The organism is Tistrella sp., assembly GCF_002684955.1.
Lineage (GTDB): Bacteria > Pseudomonadota > Alphaproteobacteria > Tistrellales > Tistrellaceae > Tistrella > Tistrella mobilis.
On record NZ_NYWI01000034.1, the window covers coordinates 221,973 to 242,014 of the forward strand.

The window sequence follows — 20,042 nt, forward strand, 5'->3', positions numbered from 1 at the left end:
CGACCGGCCGCCATGGCCTGTTGCGGCGCAACTTTCGCCGAAGCGGGCGGCAGGGGCAAGGGGGGAGGGGGAGATCCGGGCGGTTACCGTTATGGCAATGGCGGTCACTCGCGCGCCGCCGGTTTCACGCCGCCGCGCCGCCCAAGGCCGAAACCGACGCGGTAGAGGTCGGGCATGTTGACCCGGCCGTCGCGCATGCGTTGAAGGAGGCCGAGTTTCTCCAGGTCCTCCCGAACACCTTCGGGGCCCTGGTCCAGATGTTCCGGTGGAAGACGATCATCCGGTGTGCCGAGCTGGTCCAGTACCTTTGCGGTGCTCCAGGCCATTGCGACGTTGTCGAAGCTGCAAGGCACGCTCATCCCACGCAAAGGCTGCATCAGATGCCGGATCCAGGGATAATCCTCTGCCATTTCATCCACGCGGATTCCGGATGCGGCGCGCACCCCTTCCTTGATCGCGTCATAATGTAGTGCAGTGGCATGTTCAGGATGATTTTCGCTGGTGTTGACGGCTGCGTGACGCAAAGCGGCAAGGAAGGACCGCGGCGACGCGCGCCCCTGACTGTCGGACAGATGGCTGACAATCCAGGTATAGGGAATGCCGCGCCGCCGGTCGCGGCCCATATACTGGCCGGCCAGGCGTGCAAATGCCGCTTTTTGCAGAGATTCGTCATGCCTCAGGCGTTGCGGGACTTCACGTACATCTGCGTCTCCGTTGATCGGACAACCCAGCTCCGTCAGAAGATCGACGATCGGCCTGGAGATATCTGCTGGTGTGTTCAGGAGGTACTGCCAGAGAAGGCCGTTGAGGTCCAGACTGCCCCAGGTGAGTTCTACTCGCGTGGCCAGGAGTTTGGAAGCGTCCGTGAAGTCTTTCACAGAGCGCCCCTCGAATTGATCCTGCCTGAGGAAAACTTTCGCATGGAGATATTGATATGAACGCAGATCAAGTGCAAAACGGAGAAGATCGCGTACGATCGGGTCCGTCGTGCGCCAGTCATTACTCGTCCGGTCAAGCGCATCAAATATCAGAAGCCCGTGGCGGGCCTGCTCACCGAGAACTTTATTGGCCTGTTCCAGAAGGCGGGCATACATCTCGGGATCCGAGGAGACCGCGCTGACCGATTCCCTCCATGACTGGGATGGTCTCGGCAGGTCAAGAAGACGCCCGATCCACCGGACACAGACCGTGCGCCAGACATCATAGGCCGTGAAACCACTCTCCGGCGCAATCAGCCGGGCAAAGGTCTCGCGATCAGGGGCGTCGTCTATACTCACGCCAATGCCGAAACCGGTGCCCACAGTCACATTGTCGATTGATTTCACCGTGCCGGCGAGGCGCGACCTCACCTCGCCGCGGCGCAGAGCCTCCCACCAAAAGGTCTTGCCGACACCGCGGGCGCCGATCACCAGGCTGCAATCCAGAGCGAGTGCCCGCGCATGAGCATTCGGTACGTAGACTTGTGCCGCCGCCGGCGCGGTTCCGTCCTGCGCCTGGACCTCCGGCAACCCATAGATCAATGCGCGCCGAAGCATTGCAGGTGTCATGTGATCAGTCCTCTGCGGGCGTCAGTTTGTCCAGACCGTCGAACACCTCACCGAATACCGCACGGACCCGTTCATCGTCTACCACGACCTCGTTGCCGTGCAGTCGCTCAAGGGCGGCAAAACCCCTGTTCCAATGGATGGCCCATGGGTAATGCGGGGCATCCGGTTCTGAGACATCAAAGCTGAATTCGGCTGTCGCGCCAGCCTCGACTTCATCGTAAAGATACTCACCGAACAGATCCCATGATGCCTGCCGGAGCGCTTCCACATAGGCGACGCTGTCGGTCTCGGGCACCAGGCCGGCCACGATCTGCAGACGATCCCGGATATCCTTAACCACGCCTGCGCGCTTCCAGTGCTCGAACAGGATCCGGTACCCGGTCCAGGTCTGTGCGCCGTGGATGGCGAACAGGCAGACAAGATGCGCCCCAAGATCCGTGACGACGGCAGAGGCGGTCTCGTCGATGCCGGAGCGGCTGTCGATCAGAAGGACATCGGGCGTGTCGTGCGCCTCCAGGGCGTTGATCAGGCGGTTGAGCCGGCGGGGCCAGGGTTCCGTGGCCCGGTCGGCCGTGACCTTGGGCATCCAGACCCGCCCGAGTTTCAGCAGGTAATCTCCCGGTTCGGCACCATGAGCCGGTACCACGCGGATATCGCCCAGCTCCGACAGGTCACTCACGGCGACCATGTCTTTGATCATCTCATCGGCATTGCCGACAAGATCCTCCACCATCCAGTCGGTTACGCCGTAGCGGGGGCACCGATCGTCCGGCAGAAGGGAGGAGGACAGTCCCGGACTTTCGAGGTCGAGATCGACGACCATCACCTTGCGGCCGCGCTGGGCGAGGTGCCGGGCGCAGGCGGCAAGAGCCGTAGAGCGGCCGACACCGCCCTTGATCGAAAAGAAAACGATACGCCGCGCGGCGCCCCGGGAAGGCTCTTCGACGGTGGACCAGCGGGTCCCGGTCGCGAGCCGGTCGACGATCCGGTATCCGGGCAGATCTTCGGAAAGCGGGCGGGAGAGCCCGGAGGCCGCTACAGCGTCTAGATCAGTTTCATAGAGAACCAGAGAACCTTGAGGAGCGACATGCGCCCCCAGTTTCTCACGCATCTCAGCGGCGACCGTATTCAGACGCGCACGCGCGGCATCATCGGTGACGCGGTCTTCCTGAGCGACGATCCGCACGCGCCCGTTCAGATCGCGGTTGATCAGCAGCGGGCCGAGAGGCGCTAAGGCTTCGCGGTGTGCCTTCAACAGCGACACAAGGTGCTGCTCCGTGTCGTCGAAGGTGATCATCAGAGCAGCCCTTCGAGTTTCGCCGTCGAGACAAGCGTTCGAACGTCACGGGCGGCTATGGCATGAGCATCCACACGGGTGACGGTAAACGCCGACTCTACAGCATATCGCTGTGATGCTCGCCAGTCGTTGAACGCGTTGTCATTGACCAGTATATAGCTGGCTGCATTAGGGCAAGTACTGCTCGACCGATAGGTTTCGTATCGTTCGGCCAGCTGATCGACATGTTTCCAGTCTCTGCGGTCGGCTGGTTCACCGTCATGCACGGACATGCCGAAACTCTGCATCAATGCCTTCAGGCCGCATTCGGCGCTGAAGCCGTACAAATGATCGGCATTCGCGAGGCGGCCATTTTCCCGCAATGTTTCCGCATCGTTCCAGTGGCGATCGTGGGCATTGCCGAAATCAATCGTCATGATGGTGGCGGACGGATTGACCATGAGGGGCGATATCCCGGCGCGTTCTGATCCTGCCCCTCATCTACCATGGCCTGTGGTCCGCCACCAATGCCTTGCGATGCCCGATCAGTGGCTGAACATCCACGGCCGCTTCGCCGGAAAGGTCTTCATGGCCGGCTTTTCCGCGACCACCGAGAAGCCCTTCGATCCGCCGCCATGGCTGCAGCCCGGGCCGCAGACATGGGAGCTGCGGCGTGGCTCGTGCGATGCGCGTTCATTGGTGGCGTGGGCGGCGAGCGCCGCTTTCGACAGGCCGGCGAGGCGTGGGGCAGAGATGCGGCGGGGTGCAGCGCTGCCGCAGGCGGGGCAGGGGCTGGGGCGAGCGGCATCGGACATCGGCCGGAAGGCGTCGAATTCGGTGGCGCAGGCCGGGCAGGCGTAATCATAGAGCGGCATGGGGGCGTCTCCGGTCGTTCAGGACAGGCGGCACCGGCCGGCAGGTCGCCGGCCGGTGCCGGGTGGGATCAGGCCTTGTCCTTCCAGAAGGCGATCGGCAGTTCGGCGCCCTCCACACCCTTGAAGGGCCCGGATGCCGTGGGCGAGATGTCGAAATCGAAGATCTCGGTCGGCAGGAACAGGGTGGCGCAGGCATTGGGCACGTCGACCACGCCCGAAATCTTGCCCTCGACCGGGGCTGTGCCCAGGATCGAATAGGCCTGGCCGCGCGAATAGCCGAATTTGGTCAGATATTCGATCGCGTTCAGGCAGGCCTGGCGATAGGCGATGTGGACGTCGAGATAGTGCTGTTTGCCGGCCTCGTCGACCGAGATGCCTTCGAAGATCAGATAGTCGTTATAGGTCGGCTTGATCGGGCTGGGCTTGAAGATCGGATTCCTGATCCCGTATTTCGCGCAGCCACCCTTGATCAGATCGACCTTCAGATGCGCCCAGCCCGGCATCTCGATCGCGCCGCAGAAGGTGATTTCGCCGTCGCCCTGGCTGAAATGCAGATCACCCATCGACAGGCCGGCGCCGTCGACATAGACCGGGAAATAGATCTTGCAGCCGCGCGACAGATCCTTGATGTCGCAATTGCCGCCATGTTCGCGCGGCGGCACGGTGCGGGCACCGGTTGCGGCCGCGGTCTCGGCGGCGGAGCCCTTCAGCCGGCCCATATGGGCGGTGGGCGCATAAGGCAGGTTGGCGAGGCCCGGCACGCGGGTGGGGTCGGTGTCGAACAGCGCCTTCTCACGCGTGTTCCAGGTGTCGAGCAGATCCTGTGAGGGCAGGCAGCCGATGAGGCCCGGATGGATCAGCCCCGCGAAGCGCACGCCCGGGATGTGGCGCGATTTCGCGAACAGCCCCTCGAAATCCCAGATCGACTTGCGGGCATCGGGGAAATGCTCGGTCAGGAAACCGCCGCCGTTTTCCTTGGCGAAGACGCCGTTGAAGCCCCAGCGCGCGCCGTCGAGCGTGCCGATGTCGAGGATTTCGACAACCAGCAGGTCGCCGGGCTCGGCCCCCTTCACACCCACCGGCCCCGACAGGAAATGGACCTGGCTGAGGTCGACGTCGCGGATATCGGCCGCGTCGTCGTCATTCCTGATCTGGCCACCGGTCCAGTCATAGCACTCCAGGATGAAGTCCTCGCCGGGCTTCACCCAGGCGATCATCGGAATATCCGGGTGCCAGCGATTGTGGACGTTCTCGTTCTCATAGGCCGAAGACGAAAGATCCACCTTGACGAGCGTTTCAGTCATGCGGCGCTCCGTTTCTGATCGGATTGCGGGACGAAAAAGCGGGAAGACGGGTGGTCGGGGCGCCAGCCTGAACTCTCAAACCGAGAGATAGGCTGAAATGCGGGCCTCGTTGACGTCGGCGCGGCGGTCCTCGTGAACCAGGCGGCCGTTTTCGATCACCAGGAAGCGGTCGGCGACGTCGAGCGCGAAGCTCAGCACCTGTTCCGAGACCAGAATGGTGAGGTTCATCATGTCGCGGATCTCGCGCAGCGACCGCGCCATGTCCTTGATGATCGAGGGCTGGATGCCTTCGGTCGGCTCGTCGAGCAGCAGCACCCGGGGTTCGGTGACGAGCGCGCGGGCGATGGCGAGCTGCTGCTGCTGGCCGCCCGAGAGATTGCCGCCGCGGCGGCGGCGCATCTCGTGCAGCACGGGGAACAGGCTGTAGATGTCGTCGGGGATGTGGCGCCGGCCGCGGGCGACCAGGCCGGTGCGGATGTTCTCTTCCACCGTCAGGGTCGGAAAGATCATCCGGCCCTGGGGCACGAAGGCCAGGCCCTCGCGCACCCGCTGATGGGGTTCGGTGCCGACCAGCTCGGCCTCGCCCAGCCGGATCCGGCCGCCGCGCGCCGGCAGGATGCCGATCAGGGATTTCATCAGCGTGGTCTTGCCCATGCCGTTGCGGCCCATCACGGCGACGATCTCGGCCTTTGCGGCAGTCAGGCTGAGGCCGTGGAGCACTTCCGACTGGCCATAGGCGACGGTCAGGTCATCGACGGTCAACATGGCGGATCTCCCTCGGGCAATTCATGCACATGTACGGTTATGGTACGAGCGATCCGGATCGCGTGACGCGCGATCAATGCCCGAGATAGACCTCGATGACCTTCGGGTCGGACTGCACCTTGTCGATATCGCCCTCCGACAGGATCCGGCCCTGGTGGAGCACGGTCACCTTGTGGGCGATGTCCTTGACGAAGTTCATGTCGTGCTCGATGACGATCACCGACCGGCCGCGGGTGATGCGGTTGAGCAGGTCGGCGGTCTTGGCGCGTTCGGCGACGCTCATCCCCGCCACCGGCTCGTCGAGCATCAGCAGGGCCGGGTCCTGGATCAGCAGCATGCCGATTTCGAGCCACTGTTTCTGACCATGGGCCAGTTCGTCGCCGCGACGGGTGAGCTGGTCGGCCAGGAAGATCTCTTCCGCGATCCGGGTCACCCGCTCCACCACCGCCCGGTCGCGGCGGAAGCCCAGTGCCTTGAAGACATGCCGGGTGCCGGGGATGGAGAGTTCCAGATTCTCGAAGACGGTCAGATCCTCGTAGATCGACGGCGTCTGGAACTTCCGGCCGACGCCGGCGCGGACGATCTCGTGCTCGGACATCTTCGTCAGTTCCCGGCCCTCGAACCGGATCGAGCCGGCGGTCGCCCGGGTCTTGCCGCAGATCAGGTCGAGCACCGTGGTCTTGCCGGCGCCGTTGGGGCCGATGATCACCCGGATCTCGTCGCGGTCGACATAGAAAGAGAGGTCGTCGACCGCCTTGAACCCGTCGAAGGAGACGGTGAGACCTTCGACCGCAAGCAGGAAGTCGTTGTTGGTGGCGGAGATGCCGACGGCACTGGTGGCTGTGGCTGCATTCATCGATCGGATCTCCTTCACTCGCCCGGTGCCGGTGCTGCGGGGCCCGCGGGGGCGGTGGGGCTGCGGCGGGTGAGCGCGCGGTCGATCAGCGGCTGGGCGTATTGCTGCCAGAGGCCGGCCAGCCCCGTGGGGAAGGCCACGACCACGCCGATGAACAGGGCCCCCATGGCGAAGAGCCAGAGTTCGGGGAAGCTTTCCGAGAAGGTCGTCTTGGCGTAGTTGACGATCAGCGCGCCATAGGCGGCCCCCAGCAGCGACAGCCGGCCGCCGAGCGCACAGAACACCACCATCTCGATCGAGGGCACGATGCCCACGAAGCTGGGCGACATGAAGCCGACCTGGAGGGTGAACATCGCCCCGCCGATGCCCGAGAAGGCGGCGGCGATGCAGAACACGAAGGTCTTGTAGGCGGCGACGTCGTAGCCGGTGAAGCGGACCCGGTCTTCCTTGTCGCGCAGCGCCACCAGGATGCGGCCGATCTTGCCGTTCTTGATGAACTGTGCCGTCAGGATGACCAGGATCAGCAGCCCGCCATTGACGTAATAGAGGATGTATTTCGCGGCATCGGTGCGGATGTCCCAGCCGAGCAGGGTGCGCAGGTCGGTGATGCCGTTGATGCCGCCGGTCAGTCCCTGCTGGCCGATGATCAGGATGGTGAGGATCGAGGCGACCGCCTGGGTGATGATCGCGAAATAGACCCCGCCCACCCGTCGCCGGAACAGCATCGCGCCCAGGAAGAAGGCGAAGATGGTGGGCACGGCCACCACCGCGAGGATGGTGAAGGCCAGGTTGTGGAAGGGCTCCCAGAACCAGGGCAGGGCGGTCAGCTGGTTCCAGTCCATGAAATCCGGAATGCCGGGGGTGGACTGGATGGCGGTGGCTTCGGGCGACGAGGCTTCGAGCTTCAGGAACATGGCCATGGCATAGCCGCCGAGGCCGAAGAACACCCCCTGGCCCAGCGACAGCACGCCGCCCAGCCCCCAGCACAGCACCAGGCCCACCGCCACGAAGGCGTAGGTGAGGTATTTGCCGATATTGTTGAGCCGGAAGAGATCGAGGCTGAGCGGCAGCACGACCAGGATGAGCACGGCGAAGAGCAGGATCCCGATCATGTCCCGCTTCGTGCCCAGCATGAGCGCCAGGCGCGAGGGGGTGGGGATGGCGGCGGGGGAGGCGGTCCGGGTCACGGCATCGGTCATCGTCTCAGCCCTTCCGCACTTTGAGGACGAACAGCCCCTGCGGCCGGACCAGCAGGATCAGCACCACCACCAGCAGCGTGAAAACCTTGGCCATGCTGCCCGAGAGGAAGAATTCCAGCGTCGACTGCGACTGCGAAATGGTGAGCGCCGAGGCGATGGTGCCGAGCAGGCTCTGCGCGCCGCCGAAGACGACGACCAGGAAGGTGTCGACGATGTAGAGCTGGCCCGAGGTCGGGCCGGTGGAGCCGATCATGGTGAAAGCCGAACCCGCGACGCCGGCGATGCCGCAGCCGAGCGCGAAGGTCATGGCATCGACCCGGCGGCCGTTGATGCCGGCGGCACCCGCCATCACCCGGTTCTGGGTGACCGCGCGCACCTGCAACCCCCATGAGGAGCGGAACATCAGCAGGAAGACGATGCCCGAGATGACCAGCGTCAGCGCCATCACGAACAGGCCGTTGATCGGCACCTCGATCGTGTCGGTGAGCGACATCGCGCCCATCATCCAGTCGGGCAGGGTGACGCCCACCTCGCGGGCGCCGAAGATCGAACGGTAGAGCTGTTGCAGGATCAGCGACACGCCCCAGGTGGCGAGCAGCGTGTCGAGCGGTCGCCGGTAGAGATGGCGGATCAGCGCCCATTCCAGCAGCAGGCCCAGCGCGCCCGCGGCGATGAAGGCCACGATCATGGCCAGGAAGAAATAGCCCCCGAACAGGCCCGGCGCATAATCCTGAACCAGATGCGAGGTGAGATAGGTCATGTAGGCGCCGAGGATCATGAATTCGCCATGCGCCATGTTGATGACGCCCATCTGGCCGAAGATGATCGCGAGACCCAGCGCCATCAGCAGGAAGACGGAGAAGAGGATCAGGCCGGCGAAACCCTGCATGGCCAGGATCGAGACCAGCTCGGACGCCGTGTAGCCGTCGAACATGCGACACCTCCCGGACGGACGGCGGCAGCGCCCCGATCGGGGCGGCGCGCGCCGTGGTGGGATGGACAGGAACGGGTGGGGGAGAGCGGGAGGGAGGAGAGCGGCTTCGGCCGGTTGCGGCGGCAGGCGCGGGCAGGGGGAAGCACTGCCTGCGCCCTGCCGCCGGCCCGCGCTTTACTGATAGCCCTTGGGGAAGGGATCGGGCTCCATCAGCTCGGCGGTTTCGTAGAGCACCTCGAACTGGCCGTCGGGCTTGGCGAGGCCGATGCGGGTCTTGCTCCACAGATGATGGTTCGGGTGGATCTTGACATAGCCTTCGGGCGCGGTGGTCAGCTCGATCCCGGGCGAGGCCTCGCGGACCTTGTCGACGTCGAAGGAACCGGCCTTTTCGACCGCGGCCTTCCACAGCCAGGGGCCCAGATAGGCGGCCTGGGTGACGTCGCCGATCACCATGTCCTGGCCCCACATGTCCTTGAAGGCCTTGACGAACGCCTTGTTGTTGTCGTTGTCGAGCGACTGGAAGTACTTCATCGCCGCATAGGCGCCGGCGATGTTCTCGCCGCCGATGCCGCGGACCTCGTCCTCGGTGACCGAGATGGTCAGCAGGGTCTGCTTGCTGAGGTCGATACCGGCGGCTTTGAGCTGCTTGTAGAAGGCGACGTTGCTGCCGCCGACGATGATGGCGTAGATCACGTCGGGCTTGCGCAGCTTGATCTTGTTGATGACCGAATTGAACTGGGTGTGGCCCAGCGGGAAATATTCCTCACCCAGAACCTGGGCGCCGTTTCTCTCGATATGCTTGCGGGCGATCTTGTTCGAGGTCCGCGGCCAGATATAGTCCGAGCCGAGCAGATAGAACGACTTGGCACCCTTGTCCTTCATCACCCAGTCGATGCCCGCCAGGATCTGCTGGGTGGCTTCCTGGCCGGTGTAGAACACGTTGGGCGACTGCTCCAGGCCTTCATAGAAGGTCGGGTAGTAGAGCAGGCCGTTTTCCTTTTCGAACACCGGCAGCACCGCCTTGCGGCTGGCCGAGGTCCAGCAGCCGAACACCGCCGCGGTCTTGTCGTTGACCAGCAGCTTGCGGGCCTTTTCGGCGAAGGTCGGCCAGTCGCTGGCGCCGTCTTCCTGGATGATCTTGATCTGCCGGCCCAGGATGCCGCCCGAGGCGTTGATCTGCTCGATGGCGAGCTTTTCCGCCTGAACCGACCCGGTTTCCGAGATCGCCATGGTGCCGGTGACCGAGTGCAGGATGCCGACGGTGACCTCGGTATCGGTGACGGCAAGGCCCGTGGTGTTGACCTCGGCGGTGGCCGGCGCCGCCTGGGCGATACCGCCGCCGATGCCGGCCATGGCCGCCAGCGAGGTGGTGACGGACACGGCCACCGCGGCCGCCAGCCGCTTCAGGCCGAACCGGGGCGCGTGGCCCGCTGAATGGGTCAGGGTCATGTCCCCTCCTGATCGATGGAGCTTCGGGACACGGCCGCCGGGGGAACGGTCCGCATCGCGCCATCGAATGGTCGGGGATTTGCTGCGCTGCGAAAATACGGCGGGCTGCGTACGTGGGATTACGCAGGTGCGAAAGAAGCCCGATCAGCCGCCATCCTTCTGACCGGCCCGGAAGCGCGCGATCAGGGCTTCGGCATTGCGTCGGATGTCGGCCATCAGCCTGTCGACATCCGGGCGTTCTCCGCCAGATGAGTGTCCGGTGGTGTGGGCGGGCACCGGCTCGGGTTCAGGGGCCGTTGCGGGCGGGGCCTTGCGGGTTTCGCGCAGTTGGCGTCCCTTTTCGCGCTGCGCCTTCAGCCAGAGTTCGTCGCCCATGGCGTTCAGCGCCAGCAAGGCGTTGGTTGTCGCATCCTTGCCGGGATCGCGGGGCGGCAGACGCTTGACGCCGATCTCGCGCGTCAGGGCCTCGGCCTCGCTTTCAGTCAATTTGCCATCGTAATAGTCGCGCAGGCGGATCATGCGGGTGACGTCGTCCATGATGCATCTCGTCCCTTCAGGCTTGCTGAAATGTCGCGATCTGCAGCGCATCATGCGCGCCGACATGCCCGTGCGCCAGTCGCTCTGTGGCCCGCAGGGCACTGGGGCTACGTAACGTGTCACATTCCGGCCATCTATGATCAACTGGCTTTTGGCAAGTTGCCTGAAACGATGATAAGAACGCCCCGCTATACGACCGCAGCGGATAAGGGGGATGGGGGTAATGCCGCCGCAGGGGACGAGGATCTCAGGGCCGCCGGGCGGAGCGCTGCCGGTCTGGCGCCGCCATGTCGCCCGGGCGGGGGTCGTGTTTCTGATCATCTTCATCGCGGCGCTGTTCGGGATCTTCACCCGCCCGGTGGGCTTTCTTGCGGCGGTCTGGCCCGCCAACGCCATCCTGCTCGGCATGATGCTGCGCTGGAAGGGGACATCCGGCCCGGCGGGATGGCTGGGTGCGGCCATCGGCTATGTGCTGGCGGATTATCTCACCGGATCGCCGCTGGATGTCAGCCTGTGGATGACGGCGGCCAATATGGGTGGGGTTGCGGTCGGCGTGCTGCTGCTCCGGCGGCTCACGCCGGAACAGCTGGCGCTCACCCGGTCTTCGGGCGTGGTGGCGCTGGCAGGAACGGCGCTGGCGGTCGCGACGGTGGGGGCCGGGCTCGGCTGCCACGCGGAAGCCGTGCTGTTCGGCCGCTCGCCTGTCCAGGCCTTCGGCAACTGGTTCGGTGCCGATCTGCTGAACGTGATGGCCATCCTGCCGGTGATCCTGACCATGCCCGAGCGGCTGGGCGCGCCATCCGTGCCCCCGGCCCTGCCGCCCCGCCCCGAACGCCGGCGCCGGCCCCCGATCCCGCGTCCCGCGGAGACCGACCCCTGGCGCTGGGCGCCGGCGGCGGCGCTCGCCCTGTCGCTGCTCGCCACCGTGCTGGTCGGGGGTGTCGGCGCGCTGACCTTTCCGGTGCCGGCGCTGCTCTGGTGCGCGCTGCGCTACCGGCCGTTCGGCACCGCGGTACTGGTTCTGGTCTCGGCGCTTGCCATGGTGCTGATGGTGTCGGCGGGGCATGTGCACCTCGCGCCCGCGATCCCGCGCGAGGATATGATCTCGATCCGCATCGGCATCACCCTCACCGCGCTGGCACCGCTCACCGTCGTCGCGGTCACCGCCAGCCGCGAAGAGCTGATGGGACGCCTGCATCATGCCGCCACCCATGACGGGCTGACCGGCACGCTGGCGCGTGCCGCCTTCATGGAGAAGGCGCGGGCATTGACCGACCGTCTGGCCGGGGAGGGCCGGCCGGCCGCGGTGATCACCGTCGATGCCGATCATTTCAAGCGGGTCAACGACAACTGGGGGCATCCGGCCGGGGACCGGGTGCTGGCCAGGCTGGCGGGCGTGATGCAGGCGAGCCTGCGCCGCGAGGATCTGCTGGGCCGGATCGGCGGCGAGGAATTCGCCGTGCTGCTGGCCGATGTCGACGGGGTGGAGGCGCGGAGGATCGCCGCGCGGCTGCTCGATGCCATCCGCAGCGTCGAGGTGCCGCTCGGGCCCGGCGACGAGACCTATTGCGGATCGGCCAGCCTGGGGGTGGCGCTGGTCACGCCCGATGGCACCGGGCTGGAGGCGGCGCTTGCCGCGGCCGATCGCGCCATGTACCGCGCCAAGCAGAACGGCCGCAACCGGGTGGAGATGGCCTGACCGCCGCGATCAGTCCTTTGCGCCGCGGCCGGTCAGGACCCGGCGATAGCCGATGACGAACATCAGGAAGCCCGCGATCCAGCAGCCCGCGGCCAGATCGGTGAGCGGCATGGCCAGATCGCCGGCAAGGCTGCTGCCGGCGGCGATCCGTGCCAGCGCCGCGACGGTCAGGCAGGCATAGGCCGTGCATGCGGCGGGTCCGGCCGTCAGCGGCAGCCCGCCATGGCCGAGTGCCGCGCGGCTCATCACCGCCAGGGTCATCAGCCCGACGGCACCGGCGCTCCAGGCGTGCAGCGCCGCCTGCGGGGTAAGGCTGCCCGGCAGCAGAACCGACAGCGCGACGGCCAGGAACCCGATCGGTACGAAGGCATAGGCGAGGTGCAGAACCAGCACCAGCGCCTCGCCGCCGGTCCGCCAGCCGGCCCAGCGGGACAGGCGGATCAGGTGCAGCAGCCCGGCCATAAGCGCGGCCCAGGCGGTGACCGGCGCCTCCGGCAGAATGGCCCAGAGCGCCAGGGCGACGGCCGCAACCGCCATGCAGACCGCATCGACGCGGTTGAAGGGCACCGGCAGGGGGCCGGTTCCGGGCTGCTTCGCCAGCCAGTTGCGGGTGAAGCTGGGCACGATCCGCCCGCCGACCAGCATGATCAGCAGCAGGGTCACCCCCAGCCCGGCCCGCAGCCACGGGCGGGTATCGGCCTCCAGGATCAGGGCGGCATGAAACCCGGCATCGGCGGCGATCAGCAGGGCGAGCAGGACCAGAACCTTCAGGTTGCGCTGGTTGCGGGCGGCCAGGATCTCGCGGCCGATCGCGAGCGCCAGAACCACCGGAAAGACGAGATCGAACCCGGCCGCGATCCAGGGGCCGGTTGTGCCGGCGAGGCCCGCCGATGCCATGGCGACGCGTCCGGCCAGCCACAGCAGGCCAAGCACCGCGATCGGCCGGCCGGTCAGCGGCAGGCGTCCGGTCCAGTTGGGCACCGCCGTCAGCAGAAAGCCCGCCACCACGGCGAAGACATAGCCGAAGACCATTTCATGGGCGTGCCAGTCGATCGGGCCCAGGCCGCCCGGCAGGGCGAAGATCCCGCGCAGCAGCGGCACCCAGATCGCCATCGCCAGCACCGCCCAGATCGAGGCGGTGAGGAAGAACAGGCGGAAACCGTGCAGGATCGGCGGTCCCGCCCGCCTGAGGGCGGCGCCGGAGGGGCGGCTGGTCATCGGATCGTCCTCTCTTGCATCAGGCGGGCCGGAAGGCGCCGGCGGCGTCGATCCGCCCGGCTCCGGTCAGCTCCAGGCACCAGGGGATGGCCGGAAAAACCGCGTCGAGACAGACACTGATCGATGCCGGTTTGCCGGGCAGGGTGACGATCAGCGTCGATCCGCGCAGCCCCGCGGTCTGGCGCGACAGGATGGCGGTGGGCACGGTCTTCAGGCTGGCGGCGCGCATCGCCTCACCGAAGCCCGGCATCTCGCGGTCGATCACCCGGGCAAGGGCTTCGGGGGTGAGGTCGCGGGGTGAGGGCCCGGTGCCGCCGGTGGTCAGGATCAGCCCGGCCCCGGCCCGGTCGGCCAGGTCGATCAGGGCGGCCGACACCGGCTCGATCCCGTCGGGCACGATCCGCCGGTCGGGTATCCACGGGCTGGTGATCCGGGCGGCGAGCCAGGCCTCGATGGCCGGGCCGCCCTGATCCTGATAGCGGCCGTCGGCCGCGCGGTCCGAGATGGTCAGGATGCCGATGCGCATGAGGGTTGCTTTCCGAAAGGGTGCGCCTCAGCCGCCGAGCGCCGCCATATGGCGGCCGATGCCCTGCACGCAGGTGCGGTCGACGACGAAGTCGTGGCCGCGGGGCTTGAGCAGCAGCGCCCGGCGGATCGCGTCCTCCGCCGCGGCGGCGCCGCCGGCCCTGAGTGCCGGCAGCAGATCGACCGCGCCGTCATGGCCGAGGCAGGTATAGAGCCGGCCGGTGGCCGATACCCGCACCCGGTCGCAGCTTTCGCAGAAATTGTGGCTGAGCGGGGTGATGAAGCCGAGCCGGCCGCCGGTTTCGGCGATGCGGACATAACGTGCCGGGCCGGCCGTGCGGTCGGGCAGGTCGGTCAGCGTCCAGCGGCGCGCAAGTTCGGCACGGACGTGGCCGAGCGGCAGATGCTGGTCGCGGCGATCGGCGCCGGTCTCGCCCAGCGGCATCACCTCGATCAGGGTCAGGTCCATGCCCCGGCCATGGGCGAAGCGGATCAGCCGGTCGATCTCGTGCTCGATCTCGCCCGCCAGCGCCACGGTGTTGAGCTTCACATGCAGCCCGGCGGCCTGCGCCGCGTCGATGCCGGCCAGAACCTGATCCAGCCTGCCGCCGCGGGTGAGGGCGGCGAAGCGGCCGGGATCGAGGCTGTCGAGCGAAACGTTCACCCGCCGCACCCCGGCGGCCGCAAGGGCGTCGGCATGGCGGGCGAGCTGGGTGCCGTTGGTGGTGAGCGTCAGTTCGTCGAGCATGCCGCGGGCGACCAGGCCGCCCAGCCGCGCGACCAGGGTCATCACGCCGCGCCGGACCAGCGGTTCGCCACCGGTGAGGCGGATGCGGCGGATCCCGGCCGTGATGAAGACATCGGCGAGCGTCGCCAGCTCGTCGAGCGAAGGGATGGCGGCGCGCGGCAGAAAGCGCGCCTGCGCCGGCAGGCAATAGACGCAGCGCAGATCGCAACGATCGGTGACCGAGAGCCGCAGATAGCGGATCTGGCGGCCGAAGCTGTCGATCAGCGGGCAGCCGCGGGCCGCGTCTGCCACGCCCGACAGGGGCGGTGGCGGGTGGAGGATGCTCATGATCCGGTCTCCGCGAACCAGGCGAGCACGGCGGCCTCGTCGGCCGGCAGCTCTGCGGCCATGCCGCCATGGAAGGCGGTGCAGGCCTCGGCATAGGGCGGGCGGACGGCGGTCAACACCGGCACGCCGGCATCGAGTGCGGCGGCCATCACCGCGCGCAGCCCGCCGCCATCGGCCTCGCCCTTGCCGAAGCGGTTGATGACCAGCAGGTCGAGCCCGCGGGCCAGCGCGGTTTCGGCCGCGATCGCCGCCTCGGCCAGGCCGCGCGGGTCCAGCCGGCAGCCGCGGGCGCCGGGGCCCAGATCCTGCGAGATCCGGATCAGCCGGCCGCTGTCCAGCTCTTCCAGATCCATGGCGGCACAGCAGCCTTCGGGGGCCGGCCCCTCGCGCTGGACCAGGCCGCCGACCCGCAGGCCTTGCGCCCGGAGCCGGGCGGCCACCCGGTCGAAGACGGCATCGGCGGGAATGCCGCGATCGACCAGGATCACGGCCATGCGCAAGGCGGGGCTGTCGGTGGCGGTCATGACATGTCTCCGGAAATCTCGGTCTCGGCGAAAGGCAGCCAGCCCACCGCGTCGCCGGGGCCGACCGCGCCATGGCCGGCGGGAACGACGGCAAAGCCCGTGGCGGTGGCGAGCGGCACCAGCCGGGCGGCACCGCTGCCGCCGGTGGTGACGACGGCGGGCGGGGTGCCGGGCGGGCCGAAGGTGAGACGGGCCGGCAGGAATTCGCAACGCCCGGCCCGGCGGGCATGGGTGAAGCCGGCGGTGGCCATGGCCGGGGCGGGTTCGGCCGGGCGTCCCTGCAACCGGCGGATCATCGCCGTGCCGAACAGGCGCAGCCCCAGCAAAGCGGCCACGGGATTGCCCGGCAGGCCCAGAAAGACGGCGTCGCCGATGCGGCCGAACATCACCGGCTTGCCGGGCTTCATCGCCCCCCGCCAGCCTTCGATCCTGCCACCCGCCGCCAGGAAGGCGGGTTTCAGATGATCGCGATCGCCGACCGAGGCGCCGCCGGTGGAAACGATCAGATCGAAGCGGTCCGCGGCATCGGTGATGGCGGCGGTGATGACCGCCTGATCGTCGGGCAGGGCGCCCAGATCGGCCGCCGCGACATCGGGCCGCGCCAGCGCCGCCAGCAGCATCGGCCGGTTGGAATCATGGATCGCCGCCGGGCCGGGCGTGGCGCCCGGTGCCACCAGCTCGTCGCCGAGGGTCATCACGCCCACCCGGATCTGCCGTACCACCGGCAGCTGCGGCCGGCCGGCGATGGCGGCGAGCGCCACGGCCACCGCATCGATCCGCCGCCCGGCCGGAAACAGGGTCTGGCCGGCCCGGGCATCCTCTCCCGCCCGGCGGATATTGGCGCCGGGGCCGGGATCGCGGCGGATGGTCACCATGCCGCCCCCGGCGGTGCAGTCTTCCTGCATCACCACCCGGTCGAAACCCGCGGGTATCGGGGCGCCGGTCAGGATGCGCAGGGCATGCGGTGCGCGCGCCACCGCCGGTGCGGCGCCGCCCGCGGCGGCAAGGCCCGCCACCGGCAGTTGCCAAGGCCCGCTGCCGCCCAGATCTTCGCCACGGAGGGCATAGCCGTCCATCGCGGCATGATCGAAGCGCGGCATCGGTTCCGGAGCGACGAGCGGCGCGGCCGAGATCCGGCCCGCCGCCGCGGCCAGAGGCGCGTCGTCGGTGTCGGTGACCGGCCGGCAGAGCGCCACGGCGCGGGCCACCGCCTGGTCGAGGGCGAGCAGCCCGGGGCCGTCGCAGCTGCACTCCGCGGGGGAGGTCATGTCACATACTCCGTCATGGCGATGGGCACGCCGCGCCGCGCGGCCATGCGCTGGCCCAGCACCATCAGATCCTGATGGCCGAGCCGGGCCCGCGCAATCGGCAGGACCACGGCGTTCTCCAGGCAGAGATGCCGGCGCTCATCCGCCGCGAAGCCGGTCAGCATCTCGCGGAAAGCGGGGTCGCGGCGGGTGGCGGGGTCGGGCAGGCCGCGGATGATCGCCACCCGCGCGCTGCGGGCGGCCGCATGGTCGCGGGCAAGCCGGGCCAGCAGCCGGCGGATCCTGTCTTCGGGGCGCGCCCGGGCGCGGAGCAGGGGGAAGAGGTCGTCTTCCTCGTCCGTCCAGTGGGGTTCGACCTCGGTTGCCAGAAAGCCGATCACGGCGGTGATCAGCGCCGGCTCGACCTCGGGGCCGGCGGCGATCCGGTCGAGGCTGCGGAACAGCGCCCGCTGGCGGAAATGATCGGCGAAGATCCGGTCGAGCGGCGAGAGGAAAAGGGTGGGCGGCAGGCCCTCGGTCAGGGCGCCAGGGGCGATCCGGTCGGTTTCCATGCTCCCGCACCTCCTCCTCTGCCTGTCACCAGGGATCTGCCGCCGGGTCAGCGCACCAGCGGCCCCTCTGCCGTTGCCAGTGCCACGCCGCGGATATCGGCCTCCGCGGCCAGCACCGAGATGAACTGCGCGACGCCCCGGCTCCAGCTCGCAGCTTCCAGCCAGGCGGCGATGCGGGCTTCCACCGCCTCGAAGGGCAGCACCGCGCCGGGCAGGTGGCGGTCCAGCGCCACCACATGGACCCCGAACCGGGTCTCGACCGGTGCGGGCGCAATCTCCCCCGGGCTTATCCGGCCGAGCGCCGCTTCGAATTCGGGCACGGTAGAGCCGCGGACCAGCTGACCCAGACGGCCGCCCTCCGCCCGGGACGGGCAGGCGGAAAAGGCGGTGGCGAGGTCCGCGAAGCGGTCGGGATCGCTCGCCAGCTCGGCCAGGATCGCCTGCGCCCGCTCGCGCGCCGCTTTGCGGCCGGCCGCGTCGGTCTCTGTGGCGGCGAGCAGAATGTGCCGCGCCTCCCAGACCGGCGAGGTGGTGAAGCGCCCGGGATGGCTGTCGTAATGGCGCCGGCAGGCGGCCGTGTCGGCCCGGGGCGTGGTGACCTCGGCGTCCAGCAGGGCGCGGATCATCGCCTCGTCGTCCAGCTCCTGCCGGCCCTGGCCGTCGGTGTCGGGGCGGGCTGTGATGTCGCGGGCCCGGGCGGCGTTCAGCAGCAGCTCGCGGATCACCAGCGCCTGCGCCGCGGCGTTGCGGGCGGTGTCCGGGTCGGGACCCGGATGATTGTGCATCTCGGCCCGGATCTCTTCTTCGGGGATGTCCCGCCCGTCAACCGATACGGGGACGGGGTCGGCCATGTGCATATGGCTGGCGGCGTGGGGGGCATGCCGGGCGGCGGCGGACCTTGCCGCCGCGGCACGCGGGCTCTGACGGATGACGACCATCTCTGCCTCCGGTCAACGGGTGATGCCGGGCTGGCCGGCTCCGGGTCGGGCGGCTGCGGGCGGGGTGACGGGGCCTGCGGGGCGGCGGCGCGTGCGGACCACCTGATAGCCGGGCCGCCAGACATAGCGGATGGGGGCGCTGAGCATGTGGACGAGCCGCGTGAAAGGGAAGAGCAACAGGATCGTCAGCCCCAGGAAGAGGTGCGCCTTGAAGATCGGGTGGACATCGGCGATGTAGCCGGCGGCGGCGGTGTCGAAGGTGAAGATGCCCTGCGCCCAGCTCATGAACTTCACCATCTCGTGGCCGTCCAGATGGCCGAGCGAGACCGGGATGGTGGCAAGCCCCAGCGCCAGCTGCAGCCAGAGCAGCACGATGATCAGCAGATCGCTGGTGCTGGAGGTGCGGCGGATGCGCGGGTCGAAGAAGCGGCGATGGATCAGCAGGCTGGCGCCGATGATCGCCGCGATGCCGGCCACGCCACCCGCCACGATGGCCAGCAGCTGTTTGGCGCCATGGCTGATGCCCAGCGTGTCGAAGACCTGGATCGGGGTCAGCAGCCCGACCAGATGGCCGGCGAAGATCACCAGCACGCCCAGATGGAACAGCACCGAGCCCCAGATCAGCTGGCGGCGACGGAGCAGCTGGCTGGATCCCGACCGCCAGGTATAGGGGTCGCGGTCATAGCGCAGCGCGCTGCCCAGGATCAGCACCGCAAGCGCCACATAGGGATAGACGCCGAACACGGCGCCGTGGATGTAGCTGGCCATCACGAAACCTCCTCTGCTCCGGCATCGGCCGGGACGGGATCGCCGGCGGGGCGGGCGGCGGCCCGCAGGCGCCGGCGCAGCCGGTCGGGGCCGCAGTCGCCCTCGCCGGCCGCGGCACCGGCAAAGCGCACGGCGTCTTCTTCCCAGACCTGGTCGAGGGCGGCCAGATCGGTCGGGTCGTCATCGGGCAGGCCCATCACCATCGCGACCGCCTCGCGATCTTCGGCGGTGGCGCCGGCCGCGATCAGCGCGGCGAAGATCGCGGCATAGGGGCTGTTGCGGGTGATCAGCCGTTCGTGCAGGGCTTCGACGATATGGCCGATGCCGCCCGCCAGCTCCGTGGCCTCGGCCGCGCTGCGGGTCGAGAGGTATTCAAGGAAGGCCGGCAGGTGATCCGGCAGCTCGCGGGCGCCGAGCACGAAACCCGCCGCCTCGTACATGCCGAGCAGATCGACCATCGCCTGGCCACGGTCGCGGCTTTCGCCATGGACATGCTCGAACAGGTTCAGCGACAGCGACCGGGTGCGGTCGAAGAGCAGGACATAGTCTTCCTGCGCCGCATAGATGTCGCGATCGGCGATCGTGCCGACCAGCGCGTCGACCGCCGCGCGCAATGCGGCCGGAAGGCCCGCTTCGGCCGCGATGGCGGCGCGAAGCTCCGGCGCTGCGGCCTGAAGCTCCGGCGTCGGATAGGTGAGCAGCACCGAGGCGATCTTGAAGATCCGGGACATGGC

General features: G+C 68.1%; 21 protein-coding genes. 1 reads left to right on the forward strand and 20 read right to left on the reverse strand.

What is annotated here, in order from left to right; translation table 11 throughout:
* Nucleotides 1–104: 104 nt before the first annotated feature.
* The 11 genes from CMO28_RS11720 to CMO28_RS11770 all read right to left on the reverse strand — a co-directional run bounded on the left by CMO28_RS11720 (nucleotide 105) and on the right by CMO28_RS11770 (nucleotide 10,742).
* On the reverse strand, nucleotides 105–1,547 hold the full coding sequence (locus CMO28_RS11720; RefSeq protein WP_296713631.1) for a hypothetical protein: 1,443 nt from the start codon (nucleotides 1,545–1,547) through the stop codon (nucleotides 105–107).
* Between the two features lie 4 nt (nucleotides 1,548–1,551).
* Nucleotides 1,552–2,844 (reverse strand): KGGVGR-motif variant AAA ATPase, encoded by a 1,293-nt coding sequence (locus CMO28_RS11725; RefSeq protein WP_296713633.1) that lies wholly within the window; start codon nucleotides 2,842–2,844, stop codon nucleotides 1,552–1,554.
* Complete coding sequence (locus tag CMO28_RS11730) at nucleotides 2,844–3,284, reverse strand: hypothetical protein (protein ID WP_296713635.1); 441 nt, start codon at nucleotides 3,282–3,284, stop codon at nucleotides 2,844–2,846. The genes CMO28_RS11725 and CMO28_RS11730 overlap by 1 nt, the downstream gene beginning before the upstream one ends.
* An 84-nt stretch (nucleotides 3,285–3,368) precedes the next feature.
* Nucleotides 3,369–3,698 (reverse strand): FmdB family zinc ribbon protein, encoded by a 330-nt coding sequence (locus CMO28_RS11735; protein ID WP_296713637.1) that lies wholly within the window; start codon nucleotides 3,696–3,698, stop codon nucleotides 3,369–3,371.
* A gap of 68 nt (nucleotides 3,699–3,766) precedes the next feature.
* Complete coding sequence (gene fmdA / locus CMO28_RS11740) at nucleotides 3,767–5,002, reverse strand: formamidase (protein ID WP_296713638.1); 1,236 nt, start codon at nucleotides 5,000–5,002, stop codon at nucleotides 3,767–3,769.
* 75 nt (nucleotides 5,003–5,077) lie between these two features.
* Entirely contained in the window at nucleotides 5,078–5,767 is a 690-nt protein-coding gene (gene urtE / locus CMO28_RS11745; protein ID WP_296713640.1) for an urea ABC transporter ATP-binding subunit UrtE, read from the reverse strand.
* Nucleotides 5,768–5,840: 73 nt separating this feature from the next.
* Nucleotides 5,841–6,623 (reverse strand): urea ABC transporter ATP-binding protein UrtD, encoded by a 783-nt coding sequence (urtD, locus tag CMO28_RS11750; protein WP_062763755.1) that lies wholly within the window; start codon nucleotides 6,621–6,623, stop codon nucleotides 5,841–5,843.
* Nucleotides 6,624–6,637: 14 nt separating this feature from the next.
* Nucleotides 6,638–7,756, reverse strand: coding sequence for an urea ABC transporter permease subunit UrtC (gene urtC, locus CMO28_RS11755; RefSeq protein ID WP_296713822.1), 1,119 nt, complete (start codon nucleotides 7,754–7,756; stop codon nucleotides 6,638–6,640).
* A gap of 70 nt (nucleotides 7,757–7,826) precedes the next feature.
* Entirely contained in the window at nucleotides 7,827–8,756 is a 930-nt protein-coding gene (gene urtB / locus CMO28_RS11760; protein ID WP_014753233.1) for an urea ABC transporter permease subunit UrtB, read from the reverse strand.
* A 174-nt stretch (nucleotides 8,757–8,930) separates the two neighbouring features.
* Nucleotides 8,931–10,109 (reverse strand): urea ABC transporter substrate-binding protein, encoded by a 1,179-nt coding sequence (urtA, locus tag CMO28_RS11765; protein ID WP_296713824.1) that lies wholly within the window; start codon nucleotides 10,107–10,109, stop codon nucleotides 8,931–8,933.
* Between the two features lie 240 nt (nucleotides 10,110–10,349).
* A complete protein-coding gene (locus CMO28_RS11770) occupies nucleotides 10,350–10,742 on the reverse strand; it encodes a hypothetical protein (protein ID WP_296713645.1) in 393 nt (130 codons plus the stop codon).
* 214 nt (nucleotides 10,743–10,956) lie between these two features.
* On the opposite strand from CMO28_RS11770, the gene CMO28_RS11775 reads away from it, so the two are divergent.
* Nucleotides 10,957–12,441, forward strand: coding sequence for a sensor domain-containing diguanylate cyclase (locus tag CMO28_RS11775; protein WP_296713647.1), 1,485 nt, complete (start codon nucleotides 10,957–10,959; stop codon nucleotides 12,439–12,441).
* A gap of 9 nt (nucleotides 12,442–12,450) precedes the next feature.
* On the opposite strand, the gene CMO28_RS11780 is transcribed toward CMO28_RS11775, so the two are convergent.
* The 9 genes from CMO28_RS11780 to narJ are packed head-to-tail and all read right to left on the reverse strand — an operon-like array spanning nucleotide 12,451 to nucleotide 20,039.
* Nucleotides 12,451–13,659, reverse strand: coding sequence for an NnrS family protein (locus CMO28_RS11780; RefSeq protein ID WP_296713648.1), 1,209 nt, complete (start codon nucleotides 13,657–13,659; stop codon nucleotides 12,451–12,453).
* Nucleotides 13,660–13,678: 19 nt separating this feature from the next.
* Nucleotides 13,679–14,185: a molybdopterin adenylyltransferase gene (gene mog / locus CMO28_RS11785; RefSeq protein ID WP_296713649.1), complete on the reverse strand. Its 507-nt coding sequence runs from the start codon at nucleotides 14,183–14,185 to the stop codon at nucleotides 13,679–13,681.
* Nucleotides 14,186–14,212: 27 nt separating this feature from the next.
* Nucleotides 14,213–15,259 carry a GTP 3',8-cyclase MoaA gene (gene moaA, locus CMO28_RS11790; RefSeq protein ID WP_296713651.1) on the reverse strand — a complete coding sequence of 349 codons (1,047 nt, stop codon included), beginning with the start codon at nucleotides 15,257–15,259 and terminating at the stop codon, nucleotides 14,213–14,215.
* Nucleotides 15,256–15,783, reverse strand: a complete 528-nt coding sequence (locus CMO28_RS11795; protein ID WP_296713652.1) for a DUF2478 domain-containing protein — start codon at nucleotides 15,781–15,783, stop codon at nucleotides 15,256–15,258. The genes moaA and CMO28_RS11795 overlap by 4 nt, the downstream gene beginning before the upstream one ends.
* The gene (gene glp, locus CMO28_RS11800; RefSeq protein WP_296713654.1) at nucleotides 15,780–17,051 is read right to left on the reverse strand and encodes a gephyrin-like molybdotransferase Glp; all 1,272 of its coding nucleotides are present in this window, start codon (nucleotides 17,049–17,051) and stop codon (nucleotides 15,780–15,782) included. The genes CMO28_RS11795 and glp overlap by 4 nt, the downstream gene beginning before the upstream one ends.
* The gene (locus CMO28_RS11805; protein WP_296713656.1) at nucleotides 17,048–17,602 is read right to left on the reverse strand and encodes a hemerythrin domain-containing protein; all 555 of its coding nucleotides are present in this window, start codon (nucleotides 17,600–17,602) and stop codon (nucleotides 17,048–17,050) included. The genes glp and CMO28_RS11805 overlap by 4 nt, the downstream gene beginning before the upstream one ends.
* A 47-nt stretch (nucleotides 17,603–17,649) precedes the next feature.
* The gene (locus CMO28_RS11810; RefSeq protein WP_296713657.1) at nucleotides 17,650–18,540 is read right to left on the reverse strand and encodes a peptidylprolyl isomerase; all 891 of its coding nucleotides are present in this window, start codon (nucleotides 18,538–18,540) and stop codon (nucleotides 17,650–17,652) included.
* A 12-nt stretch (nucleotides 18,541–18,552) separates the two neighbouring features.
* Complete coding sequence (gene narI, locus CMO28_RS11815; protein ID WP_296713659.1) at nucleotides 18,553–19,308, reverse strand: respiratory nitrate reductase subunit gamma; 756 nt, start codon at nucleotides 19,306–19,308, stop codon at nucleotides 18,553–18,555.
* Nucleotides 19,308–20,039, reverse strand: a complete 732-nt coding sequence (narJ, locus tag CMO28_RS11820) for a nitrate reductase molybdenum cofactor assembly chaperone (RefSeq protein ID WP_296713660.1) — start codon at nucleotides 20,037–20,039, stop codon at nucleotides 19,308–19,310. The genes narI and narJ overlap by 1 nt, the downstream gene beginning before the upstream one ends.
* Nucleotides 20,040–20,042 lie beyond the last annotated feature (3 nt).